The sequence below is a fragment of the Nocardia sp. Root136 genome, assembly GCF_001427185.1.
In the GTDB taxonomy this organism is placed as follows: Bacteria; Actinomycetota; Actinomycetes; order Mycobacteriales; family Mycobacteriaceae; genus Nocardia; species Nocardia salmonicida.
In genome coordinates this window covers 1,170,494-1,191,037 of sequence record NZ_LMFE01000001.1, presented here as the reverse complement: position 1 = coordinate 1,191,037, position 20,544 = coordinate 1,170,494, and the positions used below count along the sequence as shown (strand labels likewise).

General features: G+C 64.2%; 17 protein-coding genes, 4 tRNA genes and 1 pseudogene. 6 read left to right on the top strand and 16 right to left on the bottom strand.

Going from position 1 to position 20,544, the window contains the following annotated elements; genetic code table 11:
• Entirely contained in the window at positions 1–972 is a 972-nt protein-coding gene (locus ASD42_RS05730) for a phosphate/phosphite/phosphonate ABC transporter substrate-binding protein (RefSeq protein WP_056811131.1), read from the bottom strand.
• Between the two features lie 108 nt (positions 973–1,080).
• Between ASD42_RS05730 and ASD42_RS05725 the strand changes: the two genes are divergently transcribed.
• Complete coding sequence (locus ASD42_RS05725; protein ID WP_056811127.1) at positions 1,081–1,812, top strand: GntR family transcriptional regulator; 732 nt, start codon at positions 1,081–1,083, stop codon at positions 1,810–1,812.
• Between the two features lie 52 nt (positions 1,813–1,864).
• Here the strand turns inward: ASD42_RS05725 and ASD42_RS05720 are convergent.
• From ASD42_RS05720 to ASD42_RS05710, 3 genes are all read right to left on the bottom strand, one after another.
• Positions 1,865–1,939, bottom strand: a tRNA-Val gene (locus tag ASD42_RS05720).
• Between the two features lies 1 nt (position 1,940).
• A tRNA-Cys gene (locus tag ASD42_RS05715) sits at positions 1,941–2,011 on the bottom strand.
• Between the two features lie 40 nt (positions 2,012–2,051).
• Positions 2,052–2,123, bottom strand: a tRNA-Gly gene (locus tag ASD42_RS05710).
• 418 nt (positions 2,124–2,541) lie between these two features.
• Between ASD42_RS05710 and ASD42_RS05705 the strand changes: the two genes are divergently transcribed.
• Positions 2,542–2,613 (top strand) — tRNA-Val (locus tag ASD42_RS05705).
• A gap of 585 nt (positions 2,614–3,198) precedes the next feature.
• Here ASD42_RS05705 and ASD42_RS05700 read toward each other — a convergent pair.
• On the bottom strand, positions 3,199–4,281 hold the full coding sequence (locus ASD42_RS05700; RefSeq protein ID WP_056811124.1) for an acyl-CoA dehydrogenase family protein: 1,083 nt from the start codon (positions 4,279–4,281) through the stop codon (positions 3,199–3,201).
• 23 nt (positions 4,282–4,304) lie between these two features.
• Entirely contained in the window at positions 4,305–5,486 is a 1,182-nt protein-coding gene (locus tag ASD42_RS05695) for an acyl-CoA dehydrogenase family protein (RefSeq protein WP_056811120.1), read from the bottom strand.
• Between the two features lie 410 nt (positions 5,487–5,896).
• Here ASD42_RS05695 and ASD42_RS05690 point away from each other — a divergent pair, with 410 nt between their 5' ends.
• Positions 5,897–6,751 carry a response regulator transcription factor gene (locus ASD42_RS05690; RefSeq protein ID WP_131816619.1) on the top strand — a complete coding sequence of 285 codons (855 nt, stop codon included), beginning with the start codon at positions 5,897–5,899 and terminating at the stop codon, positions 6,749–6,751.
• 168 nt (positions 6,752–6,919) lie between these two features.
• Here the strand turns inward: ASD42_RS05690 and ASD42_RS05685 are convergent, their stop codons facing one another.
• The 9 genes and pseudogenes from ASD42_RS05685 to ASD42_RS05650 form a co-directional block, all read right to left on the bottom strand.
• A complete protein-coding gene (locus tag ASD42_RS05685; protein ID WP_056811114.1) occupies positions 6,920–7,468 on the bottom strand; it encodes an acyltransferase domain-containing protein in 549 nt (182 codons plus the stop codon).
• A 291-nt stretch (positions 7,469–7,759) separates the two neighbouring features.
• Complete coding sequence (locus ASD42_RS35680) at positions 7,760–8,914, bottom strand: acyl-CoA dehydrogenase family protein (RefSeq protein ID WP_327152885.1); 1,155 nt, start codon at positions 8,912–8,914, stop codon at positions 7,760–7,762.
• An 87-nt stretch (positions 8,915–9,001) separates the two neighbouring features.
• Positions 9,002–10,096 (bottom strand): annotated as a pseudogene (locus ASD42_RS35675) (acyl-CoA dehydrogenase family protein); the annotation flags it as partial.
• A gap of 593 nt (positions 10,097–10,689) precedes the next feature.
• Entirely contained in the window at positions 10,690–11,157 is a 468-nt protein-coding gene (locus ASD42_RS05675; protein WP_063893609.1) for a hypothetical protein, read from the bottom strand.
• Positions 11,158–11,583: 426 nt separating this feature from the next.
• Positions 11,584–12,132, bottom strand: coding sequence for a TerD family protein (locus ASD42_RS05670; protein WP_056811104.1), 549 nt, complete (start codon positions 12,130–12,132; stop codon positions 11,584–11,586).
• A 49-nt stretch (positions 12,133–12,181) separates the two neighbouring features.
• Positions 12,182–13,483, bottom strand: coding sequence for a Na+/H+ antiporter NhaA (gene nhaA / locus ASD42_RS05665; RefSeq protein ID WP_056811100.1), 1,302 nt, complete (start codon positions 13,481–13,483; stop codon positions 12,182–12,184).
• Positions 13,484–13,715: 232 nt separating this feature from the next.
• A complete protein-coding gene (locus ASD42_RS05660; RefSeq protein ID WP_056811097.1) occupies positions 13,716–13,943 on the bottom strand; it encodes a hypothetical protein in 228 nt (75 codons plus the stop codon).
• A 294-nt stretch (positions 13,944–14,237) separates the two neighbouring features.
• On the bottom strand, positions 14,238–15,074 hold the full coding sequence (locus tag ASD42_RS05655) for an ABC transporter permease subunit (protein WP_084787014.1): 837 nt from the start codon (positions 15,072–15,074) through the stop codon (positions 14,238–14,240).
• 44 nt (positions 15,075–15,118) lie between these two features.
• On the bottom strand, positions 15,119–16,036 hold the full coding sequence (locus ASD42_RS05650; protein ID WP_056811094.1) for an ABC transporter ATP-binding protein: 918 nt from the start codon (positions 16,034–16,036) through the stop codon (positions 15,119–15,121).
• A 73-nt stretch (positions 16,037–16,109) separates the two neighbouring features.
• Between ASD42_RS05650 and ASD42_RS05645 the strand changes: the two genes are divergently transcribed.
• From ASD42_RS05645 to ASD42_RS05635, 3 genes are all read left to right on the top strand, one after another.
• Positions 16,110–16,571: a GbsR/MarR family transcriptional regulator gene (locus ASD42_RS05645; RefSeq protein ID WP_056811091.1), complete on the top strand. Its 462-nt coding sequence runs from the start codon at positions 16,110–16,112 to the stop codon at positions 16,569–16,571.
• Positions 16,572–16,635: 64 nt separating this feature from the next.
• On the top strand, positions 16,636–17,067 hold the full coding sequence (locus ASD42_RS05640; protein ID WP_056815511.1) for a nitroreductase family deazaflavin-dependent oxidoreductase: 432 nt from the start codon (positions 16,636–16,638) through the stop codon (positions 17,065–17,067).
• 19 nt (positions 17,068–17,086) lie between these two features.
• Positions 17,087–17,515 (top strand): DUF6653 family protein, encoded by a 429-nt coding sequence (locus ASD42_RS05635; RefSeq protein WP_056815506.1) that lies wholly within the window; start codon positions 17,087–17,089, stop codon positions 17,513–17,515.
• A gap of 44 nt (positions 17,516–17,559) precedes the next feature.
• On the opposite strand, the gene ASD42_RS05630 is transcribed toward ASD42_RS05635, so the two are convergent.
• A complete protein-coding gene (locus ASD42_RS05630; RefSeq protein ID WP_056811088.1) occupies positions 17,560–20,448 on the bottom strand; it encodes a UPF0182 family protein in 2,889 nt (962 codons plus the stop codon).
• Positions 20,449–20,544: the final 96 nt, after the last annotated feature.

Genomic DNA, 20,544 nt, shown 5'->3' with positions numbered 1-20,544 from the left:
TCAGCCCTTGCACTTCTCGGAGCCGGTGACCGTGCAGACCTTGCGGACGCCGGCGAAATCGGCGTCGGTGACGGGGACGAAACCCCAGGCCCGCTCGTCGGTGATGCGGCACGCGTCGCCGGTGCAGTACCCCGCGGCCTGCAGGCTCGGCACGTTCACCTTCTCGATGAACAGCGCCTTCAGCTTGTCGACGGCCGCAGTGCCCAGGGCATTGTTGGCGGCGAAGACCGAGCCGGCGATCATCTCCGACTTCCACACCGTCTTGAGCTCGCCTGCCTTCAGGTCGCCCTTGTCGATCATGGTCTTGTCGACCATGGTGTCGAAGGCGAACCCGGCGTCGCAGTCACCGTGGGCGACGGCCAACGCCGAGGAATCGTGTCCGCCCGCGTAGATCGGCGACATCCCGGCCGAGATGTCAGCCTCCGTACCGGATTTGATGACCCCGGCCTCGATCAGCCCCGCCGTCGGATACAGGAAGCCCGAGGTCGAGCTGGGGTCGACGAAGCACACCTTCTTGCCCGCGAAATCCTTCAGCCCCGTGATGGAGCTCGCGTCCGAGCGCGCCAGCCCGTAGGACTGATAGCCGGGCGCGGCGCCCTCCTTCTTGATGACCGCCCCCACCGGGGTGATGTCGGCGCCGTTGACACCGGCCACGACATAGGCGAACGGTCCGAAGAACGCGAGGTCGACATTGCCCGCGATCATGCCCTCGACAACACCCGCGTAGTCGGAGGCCTGGACGAATTCGACCTTCGAGCCGGTCTCCTTCTCCAGCACCTTGATCAACGGCTCGTAGCTGGCTTCGAGATCGGTGGAGTTCTCCGCGGGGATCGCCGCGAGGGTCAGGGTCTCCGGGAATCCTTGCGCGTTTACCGCGTCGGAATCGGAGCCCGAACACCCGGAAAGGGCGAGTGAGAGTGTGGCGGTAACCGTCGCGGCGATCAGGGCGGGACGGCGCATGCGAATCTTCATGGCAGTGACGGTGAGCCTTGGTCTATACCAAGACGTGGATGCCGGGGAAGCAGCAGGTAAACAGAAATCGACGTCTTGGTCTAGACCACGATTTGATACGCTCGAGCAATGACCGCACCCGCTGAACCTCGAGTGCTCAAACATCAAGTCGTCCGGGCGAAGCTGGACCGGATGCTCGACAACATGCAGGTGGGTGACCCTTTTCCCGCCGAGCGTGAGATCGCCGAGAAGTACGACGTCGCGCGCGAAACCGTGCGTCAGGCGCTACGAGAGCTATTACTGGCAGGCCGGGTCGAACGCCGTGGTCGCACCACGATTGTCGCGCGGCCCAAGATCCTGCAGCCGCTCGCGATGGGTTCGTACACCGAGGCCGTCAAGTCGCAGGGGATGAGTGCCGGGCGCATCCTGGTCGGTTGGACCGACCTGATCGCCGACGAATCGTTGGCCGCCATCCTGGATGTCGAGATCGGCGCGCCGATCATCCAGCTCGAGCGCGTGCTGACCACCGATGGCGTGCGAGTGGGCCTCGAGACGACCAGGCTTCCCGCCGACCGATACCCCGGCCTGTCCGAGAGCTTCGACTACCGGGACTCGCTGTACGCCGAAATCCGCAGCCGCGGAATCAGCTTCGAGCGCACCGTCGACTCGATCGAGACCGCGCTGCCCGACGCCCGCGAGTCGGCCTTGCTGACTGTCGACACCCGGACCCCGATGTTCCTGCTGAACCGCGTCTCCTATGACCAGAACAACATCCCCATCGAACAACGTCGATCCCTGTATCGCGGCGACCGGATGACCTTCACGGCGATCATGCACGCCGACCAGCATCCGCCGATCTAGCCACAACGCAAACAAGTCAGGCCCCCTCGAAAGGGGGCCTGACTCGGTACGGTGGTGCGCGATACTGGGATTGAACCAGTGACCTCTTCCGTGTCAGGGAAGCGCTCTCCCGCTGAGCTAATCGCGCGAGGTGGAGACGGGAATCGAACCCGTGTGCACGGCTTTGCAGGCCGTTGCCTCACCACTCGGCCACTCCACCGTACAAAGGAGGATGGGGCTAGTGCCTTACCTACCTCTCGAGCGGATGACGAGATTCGAACTCGCGACCCTCACCTTGGCAAGGTGATGCGCTACCACTGCGCCACATCCGCATTTACTTCACACTTAGGGGAGCGGCTCGGCCTGGCGGCTTTGCTGCTCTCTGCGGTGCGATGAGAACATTAGCCGACGTTCGCCGAAGACTACAAATCGCCTGGTAAACCGGCCTAAATGTGAATTACACGCATGTCATCCACGCCCACCCGAGTCGATCTCCACCCCATCGGCCCCGCAGCAGTCGCATCGTGAAACATAGATATTCGCATCTATTGATGCTACCGGCGCAAAGGGCGCCGGCACGGCCGATCGATCGCCCGCTCGCGCATGCACGCGCGCGAGCGCGAAGCTCCGACTCCCACGGCTCTGCCTCACCGAAACCCCGCTTCACAAGGCGATTTGGTGTCATCCCAGCCCTCCGTGCTAATGTTCCATCTCGTTCGAGCGGCTCGAAACCCGCCCGACACAGTGTTCGGTCCCATAGCTCAGCGGGAGAGCGTCCGCCTCACACGCGGAAGGTCGCTGGTTCGAAACCAGCTGGGACCACCGAATCCCCTCGACATAAAGCCTGGTCGGGGGGATTTTTTTATGTCATACCCCAGGGGTGCATGACACCGTGATTGACCACTGTTGGCCGCCGCGATCCGGGCTAGGGGCACGCGTGGGGCACAGGCTCCCTAAGGCTCACGGTTATGAGTAGTGATCGCAGTCGGTGTGCAGCGGCGGGGTGTAGGTCGTTGTGGCGCAGACTCGGCACGTGTGCGTTCGGTGGTGACCACCGCTCCGGAAACAAGGCACCGCACCGACGAGCGCCTGGCCAGGACTGAGCCGGTGACCGCTCGGGCAGTATCTGGGAGCCGGTTCCGTCCAGCGCCCGTTGCGCAGGTAGAGCCGGATCGATTCGCACATACGTTCGATTATCCATTCGACTCCTAGCGGATGCGATCCGGCCTTGGTCATGCCCCCAGGTCCCTACGAAACTCGATGGAACCGTTTTCTGCTCGGCAAGGTCTAACCAGGCATGACAGAGACACCACATCGTGCGGCCCCGGATCGCGCCGTTCGATGACAGACCTGGTGAGTGGTCGGTTGCCGAGTCGGCGGCGTAGGCGCTGACGATTCCCATACTGTTCAGGGTTTCGTCGCGCTGGACAGCGCACCGGCGAGTTTGCGCAGCTGCGAGGTGGCTCCGCCGCGGGCGAACTCGGTGCGCTTGGCGGCCACGAAGTACCGATGTACCGGGTACTCCAGAAAGATCCCGATACTGGCGTGGATATGGATCGTGGTGTGGGCGACGCGATGACCGGCTTCCGAGGCCCAGAACTTGGCGGTGGCGATTTCCGCGTCCGCGGGGAGATCCTCGGATTCACGCCACGCGGCCTGCCACAGCGTCAGGCGAACCGCTTCGACGTCGACATACGCGTCGGCCAGGCGCTGACGCACGGCCTGGAACGATCCGATGGGCTTGTCGAATTGCTTTCGTGCCCTGGCGTATTCGCTCGTCAGCTCCAGCGAGCGTTCGACCACGCCGAGCTGGTAGGCGCAAGCGGCCACGGTGGCGCGGCGGTGCGCCCAGGCCGCACTGCGGTCGCCCGGGGTGCCCAGCACGCCCGCGTTGTCGATCTCGATGCCGTCCAGTTCGAGCAGCGCGGCGTCCGTGCCATCGACGACATGTTGGGTACTGACGTGGACGCCCTCGGTCGCACGGTCGATGATCAGCAGTATCGAGCCGTCCGCGGTGATCGCCTCGACCAGGAACGCGTCCGCGAAAGCGCCGGCGGGAACCGCGCTTTGGGATCCGTTGACCCGCCAGCCGTTCGCGGTTCGCTCGGCCGTGAACGCGTCGTCCTCGGTTGCCAGTGCCGGTGCGAGGGTGGCGGCGCCGCTGGCGACCGGTTCGACCCAGCGTCGCACCTGGGCCTCGTCGCCGAAGCGAGCGATGGTGCTGGCCGCGACCGCGATGCTGGTCAGGTAGGGGACCGGGGCAACCGTTCGGCCGATCTCGATGAGCACGCTGCACTGTTCGAGCAGACCGAAACCGCCTCCGACGGGTTCGGGCAGTGCCGCATCGAGCAGGCCGACCTGGGCCGTCGCCTGCCACAGCGCCGAGTCGAAACCGGTGCCGTCGGGGGTGTTCTTATCGGTCCAATCGGTGAACACGTCGCGGGCCAGACCCGAAAGATCGTGCTGCGCTTCGGAGAAGGTGAAGTCCATGGGTATCGAGTTCCTCGGGTAGATCAGCGGGTTACGGGCAGATCCAGTGCGGTCTTGGCGATGATGTCGCGTTGGACCTCGTTCGTACCGCCGCCGAAGGTCAGAATCAGCGACGAACGATGCAAACGTTCGATCCGGCCCTGGAGTAACGCCCGCGGGGAGTTTCTCCGCACGACCGCTGCGGAGCCCAGCACCTCCATGAGCAATCGGTATGCCTCGGTCGCCAATTCGGTGCCGAACACCTTGGTGGCCGAGGCATCTGCGGGCTTGAGATCGCCGGAATCGGCCGCCCAGGCGATACGCCAGTTACGCAGCTTGAGGTACTCGACGTGGGCGTGTACCCGCGCGAGATGGATCTGCACCCACTCGGCGTCGATCACCCGCGTACCGTCCGCGCGCGTGGTGCGCTCCGCCCATTCCCAGACCTGTCGCAATGACTCCTGAAGTGGCGCGGCCGAAGTCAGCGCCACCCGTTCTTGATTGAGCTGATTGGTGATCAACGGCCAGCCGCCGTTCAATTCGCCGAAGACGTTGGCCGCGGGAACCCGCACGTTGTCGTAGAAGGTCGCGCTCGTGCCGGGCCCCGCCATGGTGTGGATCTTGCTCCACGAGAACCCCTCCGCCGCGGTCGGCACGATCAGGATGGACACCCCGCGATGCCTGCTCGCCTCCGGGTCGGTGCGTGCGGCCAGCCAGATGTAGTCGGCGTATTCGATCAGGCTGGTCCAAGCCTTCTCGCCATTGATGACGTAATCGTCACCGTCGCCCACCGCCCGCGTCCGCAGCGATGCCAGATCGGTCCCGGCTTCCGGCTCGGAATAGCCGATGGAGAAGTGCAACTCGCCCTTGGCGATTTTCGGCAGGAAGAACGCCTTCTGCTCATCGATACCGAAACGCATGATCGTCGGGCCGACCGTGTTCACCGTCAGGAACGGTACCGGAACGCCTGCGAAGGCAGCCTCGTCAGTGAAGATCAGCTGATCGATCATCGGCCGGTTCTGGCCGCCGAACTCCTCCGGCCAGCCCAGGACCAGCCACCCGTCGTGGCCCAGCCTCCGGACGACCTCCTTGAACACGCTCGCGTCGCCGTACTCGCCGCCAGGCCCGGCCAGGGCTTCTCGCACCTCGGGAGTCATGAGCTCGGCGAAATACGCACGCAGCTGCTTGCGCAAGCATTCCTGATCATCGGTGAAACTGATGTGCATAGGTCTCTCGATCTCCTCCGTCGACGTGCCCCGCGGTCCGCCACCATCGAGCGCAGCGGAGATGCCACTACAGTGAAACTAGAACGCGTTTCACTCGAGGTGAAGGGTTCGCGCGCGCAGGAAGGTGTCACGGATTTGGCATCGACATGCCAACGGCAGCTGGAAGTGAGCGGCGCGGATCCTGCCGCATCTCGGGTGGCGCATTTGAATTGTCTTGTGCGCGTATATAATTACGCCACGATGCTTCTAAGCTTCGACGCGTTGACTGTGAATCCCGATCACCAGTTGGTGCGCCCGGAACGGCGGCGTGGCCGTAAGCCACTCGATTCACAGAATCCGGCTCCGCACTGGCATGGGACCGAAGGATTCGGCAATCTGTACTCGGGCAAGACTGATCCCAGGGGTGGGCGATGATCGAACACGACATACTCGAGCCGGTATGGGCGGCGCGTGAACAGGCAGCGGAGAGCGGCAACGACGTGGGCGGGCTCCTAGCCGAGTCGCGCAGACTGCTCGACCGTGCGATAGCCGAGCATCGCGGCGGAGATCGCGGTCGAACAGGCGATATCGTTCGGTTTCGCCCAGATGGCGATTGGGAGCACAATCTTTCGCAGATGCTGCAGCGGGTGCGCAAGGAAGCGGTGCTCGCGGTGTCCAGCCCGCTGCGCATGCAACCGCGGTATCTGACTGGTACCCAGCTGATCTCGGACCACCTGGCGAAGGGCAAACAGTTCAGGCTGCTGTACTCGCCCCACTTCGCCGAAACGCGACGTGACGACAAGTTGCTCGGGCCGCAGGTCGCGCTGCAAGCGCAGATCAAGGTGACCAACGCTGACTTTCACAATATGGTCATCATCGATAGACGGGCCGGGGCAATCTGGGGCGGCGCGGGTGGACAGCGACCGTACGGGTTCATGATCGCCGACCCTGGCCTGCTTCGAGTCATTCACCAACTCGCCACCAGCACGTGGGACTCGGCGCCTGCGTTCTCGACTTATTTGAGCCTCTGCCGCAGGGAATTCGACGAAACGACCTTGACGGTGCTGCGAGCACTCGACCTCGGCCTCAAGGATGAAGTCGCATCCCGCAGATTAGGCGTATCCCTGCGTACCTATCGGCGATACGTCGCCGACATCATGACCAGGCTCGGTGTCACAACGAGATTCCAAATTGGAGCTCGTGCAACCGAACTGGGCCTGATATCGCCCCACCGCGGACTGTCGCCCGATCCACTTCTAGCCGTGCGGGCTAGCGGCGAAGTATGAGTTCCCTTGGTGTGAAGCCGTTGTTGAGATCTGATTTATGACGGATTGAATGGATTCAACCGGAGAGCGACCACGGATCACGGTGGGTAGTGTGGTCGCTCCTGGCAACACCTTGCCGACGATACCCGAAAGTGCGCTCCGGGCAACACATTCGACGAACACCTCCACTCAGGTGCCGTGCAGGTGTCGCAATGCGGCGCGGAATCGCACCGGGAGTACGAGGTCGCTGGCTAGAAGCTCGGCCACCTCGTCATCGTCGTTATAGAGCCGTCCGAGAATCGGTGAGTACACCGCGCGCCGCAGCGGGCGTTGAGAAAGGTTGGTGTTGGTCTCCAGTCGCTGACGGAAGTCTTCGGCGACGGATGCGAGCAGGGGGCTGTGGAACGGGTATGGAGAGGAGATTCGGCTACCGGACAGACCGGCCTCGCGGACAATCGTCTCCACTCGGGACAGTGTCTCCAGCGGACCTGACAGGACAGTCTGGTGTGAACCACTCTCGACCGCGACCACGAGGCTGTCGCACTCCATGAGGTCGCCCAGAGCTCTCGCCCGTTGCGCTTCGCAGCGTGCGGCGAACATCTCACCCGTGTCGGCCGCCATCCGCAGCGACTGCGATCGGGCATACACGATTTCGGCACCTTCGCCGACTGTGAACGCACCGCCGGCGACCAGAGCCGCGATCTCGCCGAGACTATGCCCCACCAGTACATCGGGCACGATCCGTACGGACTCGAGGATACGTGGCCATCGCCGATCCGAACAATGCGACTTGCAAAGTGTCGGGGTCGTTGGTGACGAGGTGGTTCAACCGCGGCGGAGATCCATTGAACAGCACGGGGACTCCCTGCGGAGCCCTGAACACCGCCAGGGCCAGATCTATCTCTTCGAAGGTCTGCCGCACCTGTGGCCAACTGTTCGCCAGCTCCAGGAAGACCTCCTCCAGATACGCACCTTGTCCGGGAAACAAGTAGCAGCAACGACGCTCTCCGGAGTGGGGGGTGACCTCGCTCATCGCGGCACCCGCGGCAGGCCGAGTCCGTTCACAGCGATCAATTCGCGCTGGATCTCGTTCACACCACCGCCGAAGGTCAAAACCAGATTGCGCTTCGCCTGAATATTGAGCCAGGCTGCCAGTTCCGCGGTGGCGGGCTCGGCGAGGTCGCCGTGGCGGCCCACGACCTCTTCCAGTCGTTCGTACAGCCGCTGAATCCGTTCCGATCCGAATACCTTTGTGGCCGAAGCGTCGGCGACGTCGACCGGGGCGCTGGATTCGGCGGCCGCGACCTGCCAGTTGAGCAGTTCGTTGATGCCCTCGGTCGCACGAGTCTCGATCAATGCGGATCGCACGTCTGTGGCATCGAGCAGGTCGTGTGCGGCGGCCCAGGTGTACACGTGGTCGTACAGTCCGCCGATCCGACCGGAGGGGCCGAGCATCACGCGTTCGTGGTTGAGCTGGGCGGTGATCAGTCGCCAACCTTGATTCTCTACTCCGACCAGCATATTCGCCGGAACGCGGACATCTGAGTAGTAGGTGGCATCGACATGGTGTGCACCGTCGCAGGTGATGATCGGCGTCCAACTGAATCCCGGATCGCGGGTGTCGACGATGAGGATCGAAATGCCCTTGTGCTTGGGTGCATCTGGATCGGTGCGCACAGCGAGCCAGATGTAGTCGGCGGCGTGCCCGCCAGTGGTGAAGGTCTTCTGGCCATTCACGATGAAGTAGTCGCCGTCGCGGACCGCGATGGTGCGCAGGGATGCGAGATCGGTGCCGTTGTCTGGTTCGGAGTAGCCGATGGCGAAATGGAGTTCCCCGCAAAGGATCTTGGGTAGGAAGAACGACTTCTGCTCGTCTGTCCCGAAGGTTTGCAGGGTCGGTCCGACTGTCTGCAACGTGACCGAGGGTAATTGCACGTCGGCGCGTGCGGCCTCGTTGACGAAGATGTGCTGTTCGATCGGTCCGAAACCGTGCCCGCCGAATTCCTTCGGCCAGCCGACGCCGAGCCAGCCGTCGTGACCCATCCGGCGGACGATTTCACGGTAGACGGTGCCGTGTCGATCGTTGGTGGTCGTTGCCCGTTCGTCAGCGGTCATCAGTTGGGCAAAGTACGTTCGCAACTCATCCTGCAACGCTTGCTGCGAAGCGTTGAGCGCGATGAACATTCCTTCGCTCGTTGAGGACTCCGCGGGGATCCGACTCGGGGGCGGATCGATACCGAGGTGTTGGAGGGCATGCTCGGATCCGCCGAGAAATCGCACCGCATCTTTGAGTGTGGAGTAGTGCAGGTGGAGCGGATAGGTGATGTCGGCGCCGATACCACCGTGCAGGTGGTGGCAGATTCGTACGGCCGTCAGCGCTTCTGCTGTTAGCCAGTATCCTGCGAGGGCGAGATGCTGTTCCGAATCCAAGCCGGCGGACAATCGCCAATTCCCCGACAGAGCGGCCAAATGTGTTGTTCGGGAAGCGATATAGACGTCCGCGATCTGCTGTGAAACCGCTTGAAAGGTCGCCAACGGCTTACCGAATTGCTGTCGATGCCTGACGTGTTCGGTGGTCAAACGGAGCGCTCCGGCCAGTGCTCCGTCGCCGATCGTGACCGCCCCGGCCAGCGCGTAGGTGCGGAGAGCTGCCACGGCCGCGCCGCTGAAATCATTGCCCAGCACCGCCGAATCATCGACTCGTACGCCGGAAAGGCGCATTGTGTACTCCGGCAGCCCGGTTGCGGTATGGGTGAGGACCAACTCCACCCCGTCGGCGGCCGGGTCGATCAGGAACACCGCCAATCCTTCGGATGTGTTGGCGGGCACCAACACCCGGACTGACTGTGCTGCGAAAGGTACCCCGACTTTGTGGCCGTGTAGTTTCCAGGAGTGTTCGGTGCGGACGGCCGTCGTTCGTGGTGTGAGCGTGAGCGGTTCTCCGAGTTCGCTGGGAGCACCGGTCACCAGGCTGTCGCCGGCGGCGAGGGACGGCAGCAGTTCTGCCTGCTGTTCGACGGTGCCATGACCGGTGATCGGCAGTATGCCCAGCGCGAGTGCGGCGAGGGCGGGGACTCGCGCGCCACGAGAGGCGATTTCGTACAGCACGGCTGAAATCTCGCCAACCCCGAGGCCGTCACCGCCGAGTTCTTCCGGTAGCGCGATCGCCAGCAGTCCGACCTTGGCCAGGGCGGCCCAAGCCCGTGAGTCGTATCCGAGTGACGGATCCAGATCGTCCTGGCCGGGATCGCATTCCTTCCGTAGTACATCCGCGGCCAGCTCGATAACTTCTCGCTGAACCTCATTAGGACTGAAATCCACGCTTGACTCCTCGTTCGACACTTCAACTGAACCCGGTCTCAGCATTTACGCGAGAAGGACAGCCGCGGGTCGTCCTGGCAGCAACATGTCGTCGAAGTTCGGAATCTGTCGCTCGATGTGACCACCCGATGTCATCGGACGACGATTCGCGGCGGGTCACCTATATTCGGTGCGACCGCGATGGCGGTCGAACGCGGTGCGCTGCGTAGGCCGCAGAGCACTCCGGGAAGACCCCACGGTTACCCCGCGCTTTCGGCGTCGATGGTGCGGAACCCCAGCACTATCACGATGGTCATCTGGTGGCACCCGTCACGATCTCGGTGGCGGGTTCATGACCCTTGTGGCAGGCGGCCATGCGGTCGACGACACCCCGAGCGCCATTGGTGGCAATCGGTGCGCGCAGCACGACCGGCCAGGTTGTCTGTGTGGCCAGCTATCGATAGATGTAATCAGTTCGCTTCTACGGCAATCGATCTCGGCGGCCCTGGCGGGTTGTTCGCGGCGATCGTGGCGAAGTTCCGCTAGCGAGCTTGCCGAGCGGAGCATCGGATGATCGCCGGGCTGCTCGCTGCGGCGGCGACCGAACGTTGCCAGCAGGTTCGTGCCAATCAGGCAGTCGCGTATGCGCCGGCGCGTGCTCAGGCCGGAATAACGTCCGCGCCTTCGTATATCGACAGGCGGATGGCGGCCAGTACGAGCGAGCGCTGGGGCAGGCGCAGTCGCCCTGGTGTGGGTTCATAGGCCCAATGCCAGCCGAACTGATCGTCGGAACGGGGCAGCATGACACGGGTTCCAGGCTGCGGAACAGTGACACCCTGAAATCCCAATTCGTGCTGAATCGGCTGGGGCACAGTGTGATACGGATTCGTCGGTGCAGTCAGGAAGGTGCAGTATCGGTTGCGGGGGTCGACGATGGCGGGTGTGGCTTGTGGGAGGTGGGCGAGCCGGGCACGGACCTGTTCGCTCAGACCGCTGGGTACGACGATCGCTTCCATGTCGTGTCCGGTGGTCAGATACAGCCGATCGGCGAACAGTTCTACGGGTAGCCCGTACCGCGCCCGGAGCAGATGGGCGGATTCATGAGGGGAACAACATGATTCGAACACAGGGACCTCCGAGCTGCGGGTGGGGTGCACTCGGCGACGAAGGCGTTCGGCGTCCCGTGGTCGATGCACGCACTGGAGACGGGCTCGGATCGGATACGCGACGCCGAGTGATGGGGTGTGGATGTCTCTTCGGTGCCGGGTGCGGAAATCATTGTGCGCCTTGATCTTCGATGTTGTGGTGACGCGCTGATGGCATTCCGATGTCCGACTGTAAACCTGTCATGTCCGACACGGAGACACCTGTTGTGAGACGGCTCTCCGTCGAGATGGGCGGCCTTTGTTCGCCGTGTGACTTCCAGTCACCGCGACCGTTGACATTTTGCCGAAGGTCGGGAGAAGGGTGCCACCGGGCGGGTAGAGAGTCAGCGGCCGCATGATCAATGCGACGATCTGGACAGGTGCGAGGCGTCGGCGGATCATCGCGGCTCAGCTGAGGTAGCCGGCGAGTTGGGGGATCGCGTGGACGATGTGTTGAGCCCAGATAGGTTCACCGATCGGGGCGAAGCCCCAATCCTGGTGGGGGCGGCGCAGTTTGCCGAGCACGATGCCGGTGTGAGATCGGGCGCTGGCCAGATCGATGCGGACCATTTCGGTGCCGGTGACATTGTCGGTGACGCGGCAGAAACCGTTCTCGATCTGGTCGAAGAGCTGCCCGGTGTAACAGGTCACGATGAACATGACGGTGGTGACGTCGGGGTGCAGCCGGGTCAGGTCCACCGCGATGACCTCGTTGTCACCATCGCCGTCCCCGGTGACGCTGTCACCGAGGTGGCGGATCGCTCCGTCGCGGGAGGTCAGTTGCTCGTGGTAGGCGACGTCGACGAAGCGGGTTCCGGCGAACGACAGGGCGGCGGCGTTGAGGTCGACGTCCTTGCCTGGTCGTCCGAACATGCCGGGACGGACGGGATCCCAGCCCAGGCCCATGGTGACGTGGGTGAGGGAGCTGTGGCCGTGGTGGGGGACTGCTCGGGTCATCGGGTGCTCCTCGTCGAGCGGTCGTGGGTCGGGTACGGACGCGGTCGCATCAGCTCGGAGTCTGCGGAGTTCGATAGACGTCGGGGATACCGTCACCGTCGTCATCGCGGGATTCGGCCTCGGCCAGCGCGCGGTAGACCCGGTTGCGGACGCGCAGCACGATGGTCGCCAGGATCGCCGCGGTGACAGTGCCGAAGAGGACCCCGATTCGAACGTGGTCGGCACGTGTGTGGTCACCGGCGAAGGCGAGTTCCCCGACGAGTAGCGACACGGTGAATCCGATGCCGCCCAGTAGCGCCACACCGGCGACGTCGATCCAGGACAGTTCCGAATCGAGTTCGGCGCGGGTGAGTTTGGCGGTGAGATAGGTGGTGGCGGTGATGCCGATCAGCTTGCCCGCGACCAGGCCCGCGATGATGCCGAGCGTCACCCGATCACCGAGGGAATCGGTGAGCCCGCTGAGCCCGCCCACGGTGACGCCCGCGGCGAAGAACGCGAACACCGGCACCGCGAATCCGGTCGAGAGCGGGCGTATGCGGTGCTCGAATCGTTCGGCGAGGCCGTGTTCGTCGGTGGTGCCGCGTGCCAGTACCGGCACGGTGAATCCGAGCAGCACTCCCGCGACCGTGGCGTGGACGCCCGACAGATGGACCAACCACCATGCGGCGAGTGCGAGCGGTACCAGCAGCCATGGGGAACTGATGCGGCGCTGTACCGCGAGTGCGAACAGGGCGATAGGCACGATGGCGGCCGCCAGGTAGGGCAGGTCCAGTTCGCTGGTGTAGAAGATCGCGATCACTGTGACCGCCAAGAGGTCGTCGACCACGGCGAGGGTGAGCAGGAACGTGCGCAGCGCGGTAGGCAGGTGGGTGTTGATCACCGCCAGCACGGCCAGCGCGAACGCGATGTCGGTCGCGGTGGGAATGGCCCAGCCGTCGAGTGTGCCGGGCGGTCCGGTGCGGTTGACCAGCACATAGATCAGAGCTGGGACGGCCATCCCGCCGACGGCCGCGACGACGGGCAGCGCGGCCCGGCGTGGATCACGCAGGTCGCCCGCGACGAATTCGCGTTTGAGCTCGAGACCGACGACGAAGAAGAAGATCGCGAGTAATCCGTCGGCCGCCCACTCGCTCAGCGACAGGTTCAGGTGGAGTGCGGGCGGCCCGATGTGGAAGTCACGTAGCGCCGTGTAGGACTCGGCCCACGGTGTGTTAGCCCAGATCAGCGCAATTACTGCCGCGACGATCAGCAGCACGCCGCCGACGGTTTCGCGTCGGAGTACCGCGGCGATTCGCCGTGATTCCGGCCAGCTGCCGCGAGTGAGGACCCTGCGCCGGGTCGGCGGCGTCATCGAACCGCCGACTGGAAAAGCCAGACAGCGAAGCCTGAGACGCGTGGAAGCAGCAAGAGCGAGTACCCGTCACCGATCGAACCCCACCCGACGGAGCTCGAGCGAGGTTGCCGACCAGACTTCCCGGCGCACCTACCTGTAAAGATGCCGTAAAGACCGCCCCGACCGCAAACCGAACGTGCAGTCGGCCGGATACCGGATGGTCAGGCCATTGCGCGGTGGGTTCGGGTTCTCAGGTCATGACGGTGTCGATGCTGGTGGCGAGGGAGGTTGCGATGGCGTTGGCGTCAGCTGATAAGTCGGCGGGCAGCTGCGCGGGGTCGCTGGTGTCGTGGACGTTGATGCCGCCGGCATCGACGCGGACGATGAGATTGCTGGTTCGGAAATGTATTTCTACCGAGGCGGCGATTGTCCCGTCGGAACCCAGGCGTCGAAGCTGGTGAAGATGCCGGCGCACCACACACCCATCGAACGCTCGTCGAGATCGGGGTCGGTGCTGATCCGATCTCCTTCTGGTCGCAGGTCGTCCGAGAAAATTTCGATGTCTGTGCGCGCGGGGGTGAGCGCAGCCGCGCAACTGGCCGGAACGTGGTCGAATCGCGGTTGCGCCACAGAGGTTCCCTGATTCGCGCAGGAGAATGCCGAGATCACGAGATGGGTTTGTGCAGGAACGGGTTCGTCCATCGGATCGGTTGATGGTGCTCAGCCTCTCGTGGGGATCGGTGCGTGAAGAGCGGTGAGGATGCCGCAGTTCTCAGCCGAGGTCTCGGTGGTTGAACCGGTAGATGCCCACGGTGACCATGACCAGCGAGGTGGCCGCGAGCACGGCGATACTGCTGACGCTGATGCCGTTTCGGAGCGGTTCGCTGTCGATGTAGTAGTGGAACGGTGACAGGTAGGCGGCCCAGCCGATGCCGATCTGGTCGGCGAAAGTGTGTGCGGCCCAGGCGGCGACGCCGAGGACCGCGGTGAGCGCGAACACGGTGCCGCGGTGACCGGTGAAGGCTCCGATGGCGGTGGCTACTGCCCCGAAACACACGATGAGCAGGACCAGGTGAACGCATTGCGCCGCGAGCTGGCCGACGCTGATCGTGGTGAGGTCGGCGCTGCCGCGGATGGCGAGCATTCCCAGCCACACGAGCGCGCTGATTCCGGTCGCGGCGGCGACGAGTGCGGCGAAGCGTTGTGCGAGGAGGGAAGTGCGGGTGATGGGGTGTGCCAGCAGCAGGTCGAGGGTGCCGGATTCTTCGTCGGCGGCGGAGACTCTGGCACCGACGGCGGCGCCGAAGAACATGGCCAGTAGCGGAACGATCATTCCGAACACGGTGGAACCGAGATAACCAGCGGCGGAGGCGATGTCGTCCATGTTCAACGCCTCGCGCAGGCCTTCGGGCAGGTTTTCGGTTCGGGCGGCGCCGTTGGCTGCCATCTGTGGGTAGAAACTGGCGTAGGCGACCGCGGCGACGGTGATGCCCGCGGTCCAGCCGAGCAGGCTGCGGCGCGAATCGCGCAGGGTTTTGGTGAAGATGACGGTGCGGACGGTGGCGGCTGCGGGCTCGATCATCGGGCCGATCGCGGCAGTGACGGTCATATCTGTATCCCTCTGTGGGCGAAGAGTTGTTCGGGGGCGAACTGTCAGGCGGCGGGTTGGGGCGCGGCCTCGGCGGCGGCGTAGTGGCGGTGGAAGATCTCGTCGAGGTGCGGCTCGGTAGTGGTCAGCGTGCGCACCGTGTGCCGGGCGGCGGCTTTGACAACGGCATCGGGTGACCCCGACAGCCCGGCGCGCAACACGGTGCCGCCCGCGTCGAGTCGCGGGTCGATCAGGCCCGGCAACACACGGAACTCCTCGATCGTCACCGGATCGGCGAAGCCGATCTCGATGCGACGGATCGCTGCTGCCTGTAGGTCGGCCACGGTGTCGAGTGCGACCAGTGCGACGTCGCGCAGGATGGCGACCCGGTCGGCGACGGCCTCGACTTCGTCCATGATGTGGCTGGACATGAAGACCGTCTGACCGTTGTCGGCGGCCTCGGTGACCAGCTCGAGGAAGGTCTGCTGCACCAGTGGGTCGAGCCCGGACGTCGGTTCGTCGAGGATCAGCAGTTCAGGGGCGTGCATGAAGGCCTGCACCAGTCCGACCTTCTGCCGGTTGCCCTTGGACAGGCTCTTGATCGTGGCGGTCGGGTCCAGCCCGAGCCGCTCGGACAGCTCATCGATCCGCGGCTGCGGCACGCCACCGCGCAGATCCGCGAGAAACCGTAGGCACTCGCGCACTCGCTGACCGCCGTCGACGATGAAATCGCCCGCCAGATAACCGATCCGGCGACGTATGTCGACACCATCTGCGCGTGGATCCAGTCCGAGCACCGAAGCAGTTCCCGTCGTGGGGCGGATCAGGTCGAGCAGGAGTCGGATGGTGGTCGATTTCCCCGCACCGTTGGGTCCGAGGTAGCCGAATACCTCACCGGCACGGACGTCGAGGGTCAGCCCGGTGAGTCCTCGACGGGTGCCGTAGCTCTTGGTGAGATCGCGGATCTCGATGGCGTTGTTCATGTCTCAAACAATATCAAGAATTTAGAGATCTGTGAAGATTCAGAATATTGGGAGGCGTGGGTACGATTGACGCATGGATTCCGATCAGCGACTGCGCGACGCCGCCGAGCGCCTTGCCTTGACCCTGTCCCAGGGCGGCATGCAGAAGATGACGGCGCGGGTGATGACCGCACTGCTCTATACCGAGCAGGAGACGATGACCGCCGCGGATCTGTGCGAGCGGCTGTCGATCAGCACCGGGGCGGTCTCGACCGCGATCAAACAGCTGACCCAGACCGGCATGGTGGAGCGCGTGCCCGCCCCCGGCAGTCGCCGCGAGCACTACCGTTTCCCCAAAGGTGTGTGGGCTCAGCTGTTCTCGCAACAGAACGTGATGTTGAAGATCATGAAGGACGCGGCCCAGGAAGGTCTCGACGCGATCGCGGACGGTACCCCCACCGCCGTGCGGCTCCACGAAATGCAGGACTTCTATGGGTACATGGAACACGAGATGCCCGCCCTGATCGAACGTTGGCGCGAGCAAGTCGACAGCTGACCCAGGAAAGGCCACCGATGCAATAGTGAAGCGCCCTGCACCGCCCACCGGTGTTCGCCGCCTGATGTTCCGGGCCCCCATTCACCTCTACCGACTACGGCTGGGCTGGTTGTTCGGGGGCAGGCTGCTCCTGCTCGATCACACGGGGCGGGTGTCGGGGAAGCCGCGCCAGGCGGTCATCGAAGTCGTCGAACACGACAGGGCCGACGGCAGCTACGTCGTCTGCTCCGGGTTCGGCCCCACCGCCGCGTGGTATCAGAACATCCTCGCGACACCGGACACCAGTATTCGAGTCGGCCTGCGCACAATCGGGGTGACCGCAGTGCCGCTCGATGCCAACGAAGGCGGGGAGTTCATGGCCCGCTACGCGCCCCGTCACCCTCGAGCGGCGCGAAAACTGGTGCGGTTCATGGGCTTCGCCGTCGACGGTACGTCAGAGGACTACCGCGAGGTCGGACGTCAACTGCCCTTCGTGCGTTTGTGCCCCCGGACGTGAGCGGCGGCGAGGAATGGTCATGAATCGCTCGCGGTATCTGCGTCATCGGGTGTTCGCCCGGCACTCCCACCCGGTCAGTGCCTGGACCCGGCTGCTCACCACACCGCTGGTTGTCGCACCGTTCTGGACCAGGCGGGCGGACGTGACCGCTGGAGTTCTGGTCTGGTTCGCGATCAACCCGATCATCACCCCAGAGCCCGCTGATCAGCGATCGTTTGCCACCCGGGCCATTCTCGGTGAGGAGCGCTGGCTGGCATGCCCTGAGCTGGACCCGACGATGAGCGCACTCAATGCGGTAGGCGCCGGCGTCCTGGCCGGGTCGATGCTCGCGGCTCGGCACCGCCGCAAGGTCCCCACCGTGCTCGGCGTCGCTGCCACCATGGCGCTCACTCTGTATGGCTGGCGGCGCTACGCCGCGCTCTATGACGGTGATCGGAATGCTGCCTGATATCAACTGACCCGAGACTTTCACCGTCAGGACAGTGACCGGTTCTATTCATCTGGGCGAAGTATGTCGTCGAGTTGCTGTTCGAGCCGGTCGAGCGCCGCGCGGGCTGCTTCGAGTTCGGCCTCGAGTCGCTCCACTGCGGCCTCATCCAGCTCTGATCGGCCGGTCGACAGTGGTGGCTGGCCCGGAGGCGCCGTTGGTCTGCCCGGCGGCGGAGGCGTGGCAGCGCTGCCGCCGGGCGCGGTCGCGAGGTTGCCGGTAGCCGGACCGAACACCTGATCGAGCGCTTCGGCGAGGGTCGGTGCATAGCCGACTCTGACACCGCCGGTGCCCGGCTCTCGATAACTGACCAATACCCGTGCCAGCTGCGGGAAAGTGGAACCGTTCGCGGCCGTCGAGATCCGTTCGGTGAACAGCGGCTCGACGTAGAGCACACCGCCGTCCGCGATCGGCAAGGTGAGCAGGTTGCCGTACTGGATCCGGTTGGAACGTTCGAGCAGGGTCCGCTCAGAGGCCACTCGGGTATCGGAGATCATCGAATTCTGAATCTGTTGCGGTCCTTGAGTGAGCGTGTCGGTGGGCAACTGCAGAATGGCGAACTTGCCGTAGTCCTCGGGGTCGGAGCGCACAGAGATGTAGGCGGACAAGAACTCTCGCTTGAACCCCACCATGGCGCTGGCCAGCCGAAACGACGGTGCGGCATCAGCAGGGTCGCCGAGTAGAACATAGAAGGGTGGCTGCTGGGGATTGGTCTCCACGGTCGGGTCACTTGGCACCGACCAGAAAGCGTTGTTGGTGAAGAACTCTCGTGGCTCGTCCACGTGGTACCTGGCGAGCATGTCGCGCTGGATGGCGAACAGATCCTCCGGATACCGCAGATGGGAGCGCAAGTCGTCACTGATCGACGCCGCGGGTTCGACCGTGCCGGGGAACACCCGCATCCAGGCGGCCAGCACCGGGTCCTGGTCGTCGACCTGATACAGCGTCACGGTGCCGTCGTAGGCGTCGACGGTCGCCTTGACCGAATTCCGCGCGTAGGAGATCTCGTGCTGAGTACCGTCGCCGTCGCCGGAATCCAGCGAACTCCGAGCGGCGTAGGGGTAGCCGTCGACGGTGGTGTACGCGTCGATGATCCAGACGATCCGGCCGTCGACAACCGCCGGGTAGGGGTTGTCGTCGACGGTCAGCCAGGGTGCCACCAACTCGACACGCTCACTCGGATCCCGATGGAAGATTATCTTCGAGTCGGAGCCGATCGCCTTGGAGAACAGGATATTTCGCTCGGTATAGGTCGACGCGAACGCCAGCCGGTTGAGCCAGTTCCCGATCGGAACCCCACCCGCACCCGCATACGTGTACTTGGTCGAGTCGGTGTCGTACTCGCGGGGCTCGGCGCCGCCACCGACGATGGCGTAATCGGGATCAGCCCGCGCGATCACCTCACCGAAATAGATGCGCGGCTGTTCGACTGGGATCACCTGATGCCCGCTGTGCTGGGAGGCGATATCGCTGACCGCGTAGATCGGGTACCCGCTGTTGCTGGCCGAACTGTCGCCCGACGTTTCCCGGACGGCCGCGTTGACTCGGTTCGCCGGGGCCGCGACGAACCCGTCACCGTGGGTGTAGACGGTGTGCCGGTTGACCCAATGCGATTGATTCCCGCTGAGTGCGGTCGGAGTCAGCTCTCTGGCCGCGACGACGTAGTCGCGCAGCCGGCCGTCGATGCGGTAGCGGTCCAGGTCCAGATTCTCCGGAAAGCTGTAGAAGTTCTTCAACTGCTGCTGCTGGGTGAAGGTCCGGGACAGAACATGCGGGTCGAGCAGCCGGAGGTTGGCGATCGTGGTCGCGTCGGCGGCGACCTCGGGCGGCTGCTTCGTCCCGACCCCCGGATACGACTGGTAGTCGACCCGGTCGCTGCCGATCCCGTACGCCTGCCTCGTCGCCGCGATATTGCGCTCGATATAGGGGCTCTCCAAGTCGGCGGCGTTGGGGCGCACCGAGAACTGTTCCACCGCCAGCGGCCATACCCCGCCGACCACGATCGAAGACAGCAACAGCAGGGCAGCGGCCATCGCCGGGACCCGGAGATCGCGGATCACGACCGCTGAGAAGACCGCTGCGGCACCGATCAGAGCGATCGCCAAGAGAACGAACCGTGCCGGCAGCACGGCGTTGATGTCGGTGTATCCGGCCCCGGCGAAGGTCGGTTCCCGCCGTCGGCTCGACAACAACGCATACCGGTCGAGCCAATACGCTCCGGCCTTCAAGACGAAGAACAGCCCGAGCAGCACCGCGAGCTGAACGCGGGCCCCATGACTGAGTCCGACCGACTTGCCGGCCGGGCGGAGCCCGCCGAACAGGTAATGCGTTGCCAGTGATGCCAGAAACGCGAAGAACACGGCGACGAACAACCAGCTCAGGACGAGGCGATAGAACGGCAGGTCGAAGACGAAGAAGCCGATATCGAGCCCGAATTCGGGATCACGCGCGCCGAACGACCCTCCGTGTAGGAACAACTGCACCGTCTCCCACCTCGACTTGCCGATCAGGCCACAGATCAGCCCGAATCCGACGGCAAGACCCAATCCAATGCGCAGGGGCCACCGGCCGACCACGCCTCGGATCTCGCCGAGCGCGTCGTCGGCACGTGCGGCGGGCAAGAAAACGGGACGTGAGCGGTACGACAACCACATGGCCGCGAACAGGGACCCACCCAGGCACACGGCGATCACCACGAACAGTGACAGCTCGGTGAGAAGCACGGTCGACCAGACACCGCGGTAGCCGACCTCGCCGAACCACAACCAGTTGATATATGTGCCGATCACGCCAGGCACCACCAGCAGCAACAGCAGCAACACCGCACCGGCTGCCAGCAGCAGCCGTAGACGCCGAGGGACCTGTTCCGAAACGGAGACCTCACGTGGGCTCATCTGCCGCTCCTGTGACAACGTCGGGCTGTGCGACCGTCGTCGGCGATCTGTGCCCGATTCTACTCGGCCAGAGTGCGCGGCTCTCTCGACGATCTG

Coding starts and splice junctions, on each gene's coding strand:
- ASD42_RS05730 (WP_056811131.1), bottom strand. CDS start 972: ATGAAGATTCGCATGCGCCGTCCCGCCCTGATCGCCGCGACGGTTACC.
- ASD42_RS05725 (WP_056811127.1), top strand. CDS start 1,081: ATGACCGCACCCGCTGAACCTCGAGTGCTCAAACATCAAGTCGTCCGG.
- ASD42_RS05700 (WP_056811124.1), bottom strand. CDS start 4,281: ATGGACTTCACCTTCTCCGAAGCGCAGCACGATCTTTCGGGTCTGGCC.
- ASD42_RS05695 (WP_056811120.1), bottom strand. CDS start 5,486: ATGCACATCAGTTTCACCGATGATCAGGAATGCTTGCGCAAGCAGCTG.
- ASD42_RS05690 (WP_131816619.1), top strand. CDS start 5,897: ATGATCGAACACGACATACTCGAGCCGGTATGGGCGGCGCGTGAACAG.
- ASD42_RS35680 (WP_327152885.1), bottom strand. CDS start 8,914: ATGTTCATCGCGCTCAACGCTTCGCAGCAAGCGTTGCAGGATGAGTTG.
- ASD42_RS05670 (WP_056811104.1), bottom strand. CDS start 12,132: ATGACCCGAGCAGTCCCCCACCACGGCCACAGCTCCCTCACCCACGTC.
- nhaA (WP_056811100.1), bottom strand. CDS start 13,483: ATGACGCCGCCGACCCGGCGCAGGGTCCTCACTCGCGGCAGCTGGCCG.
- ASD42_RS05655 (WP_084787014.1), bottom strand. CDS start 15,074: ATGACCGTCACTGCCGCGATCGGCCCGATGATCGAGCCCGCAGCCGCC.
- ASD42_RS05650 (WP_056811094.1), bottom strand. CDS start 16,036: ATGAACAACGCCATCGAGATCCGCGATCTCACCAAGAGCTACGGCACC.
- ASD42_RS05645 (WP_056811091.1), top strand. CDS start 16,110: ATGGATTCCGATCAGCGACTGCGCGACGCCGCCGAGCGCCTTGCCTTG.
- ASD42_RS05640 (WP_056815511.1), top strand. CDS start 16,636: ATGTTCCGGGCCCCCATTCACCTCTACCGACTACGGCTGGGCTGGTTG.
- ASD42_RS05635 (WP_056815506.1), top strand. CDS start 17,087: ATGAATCGCTCGCGGTATCTGCGTCATCGGGTGTTCGCCCGGCACTCC.
- ASD42_RS05630 (WP_056811088.1), bottom strand. CDS start 20,448: ATGAGCCCACGTGAGGTCTCCGTTTCGGAACAGGTCCCTCGGCGTCTA.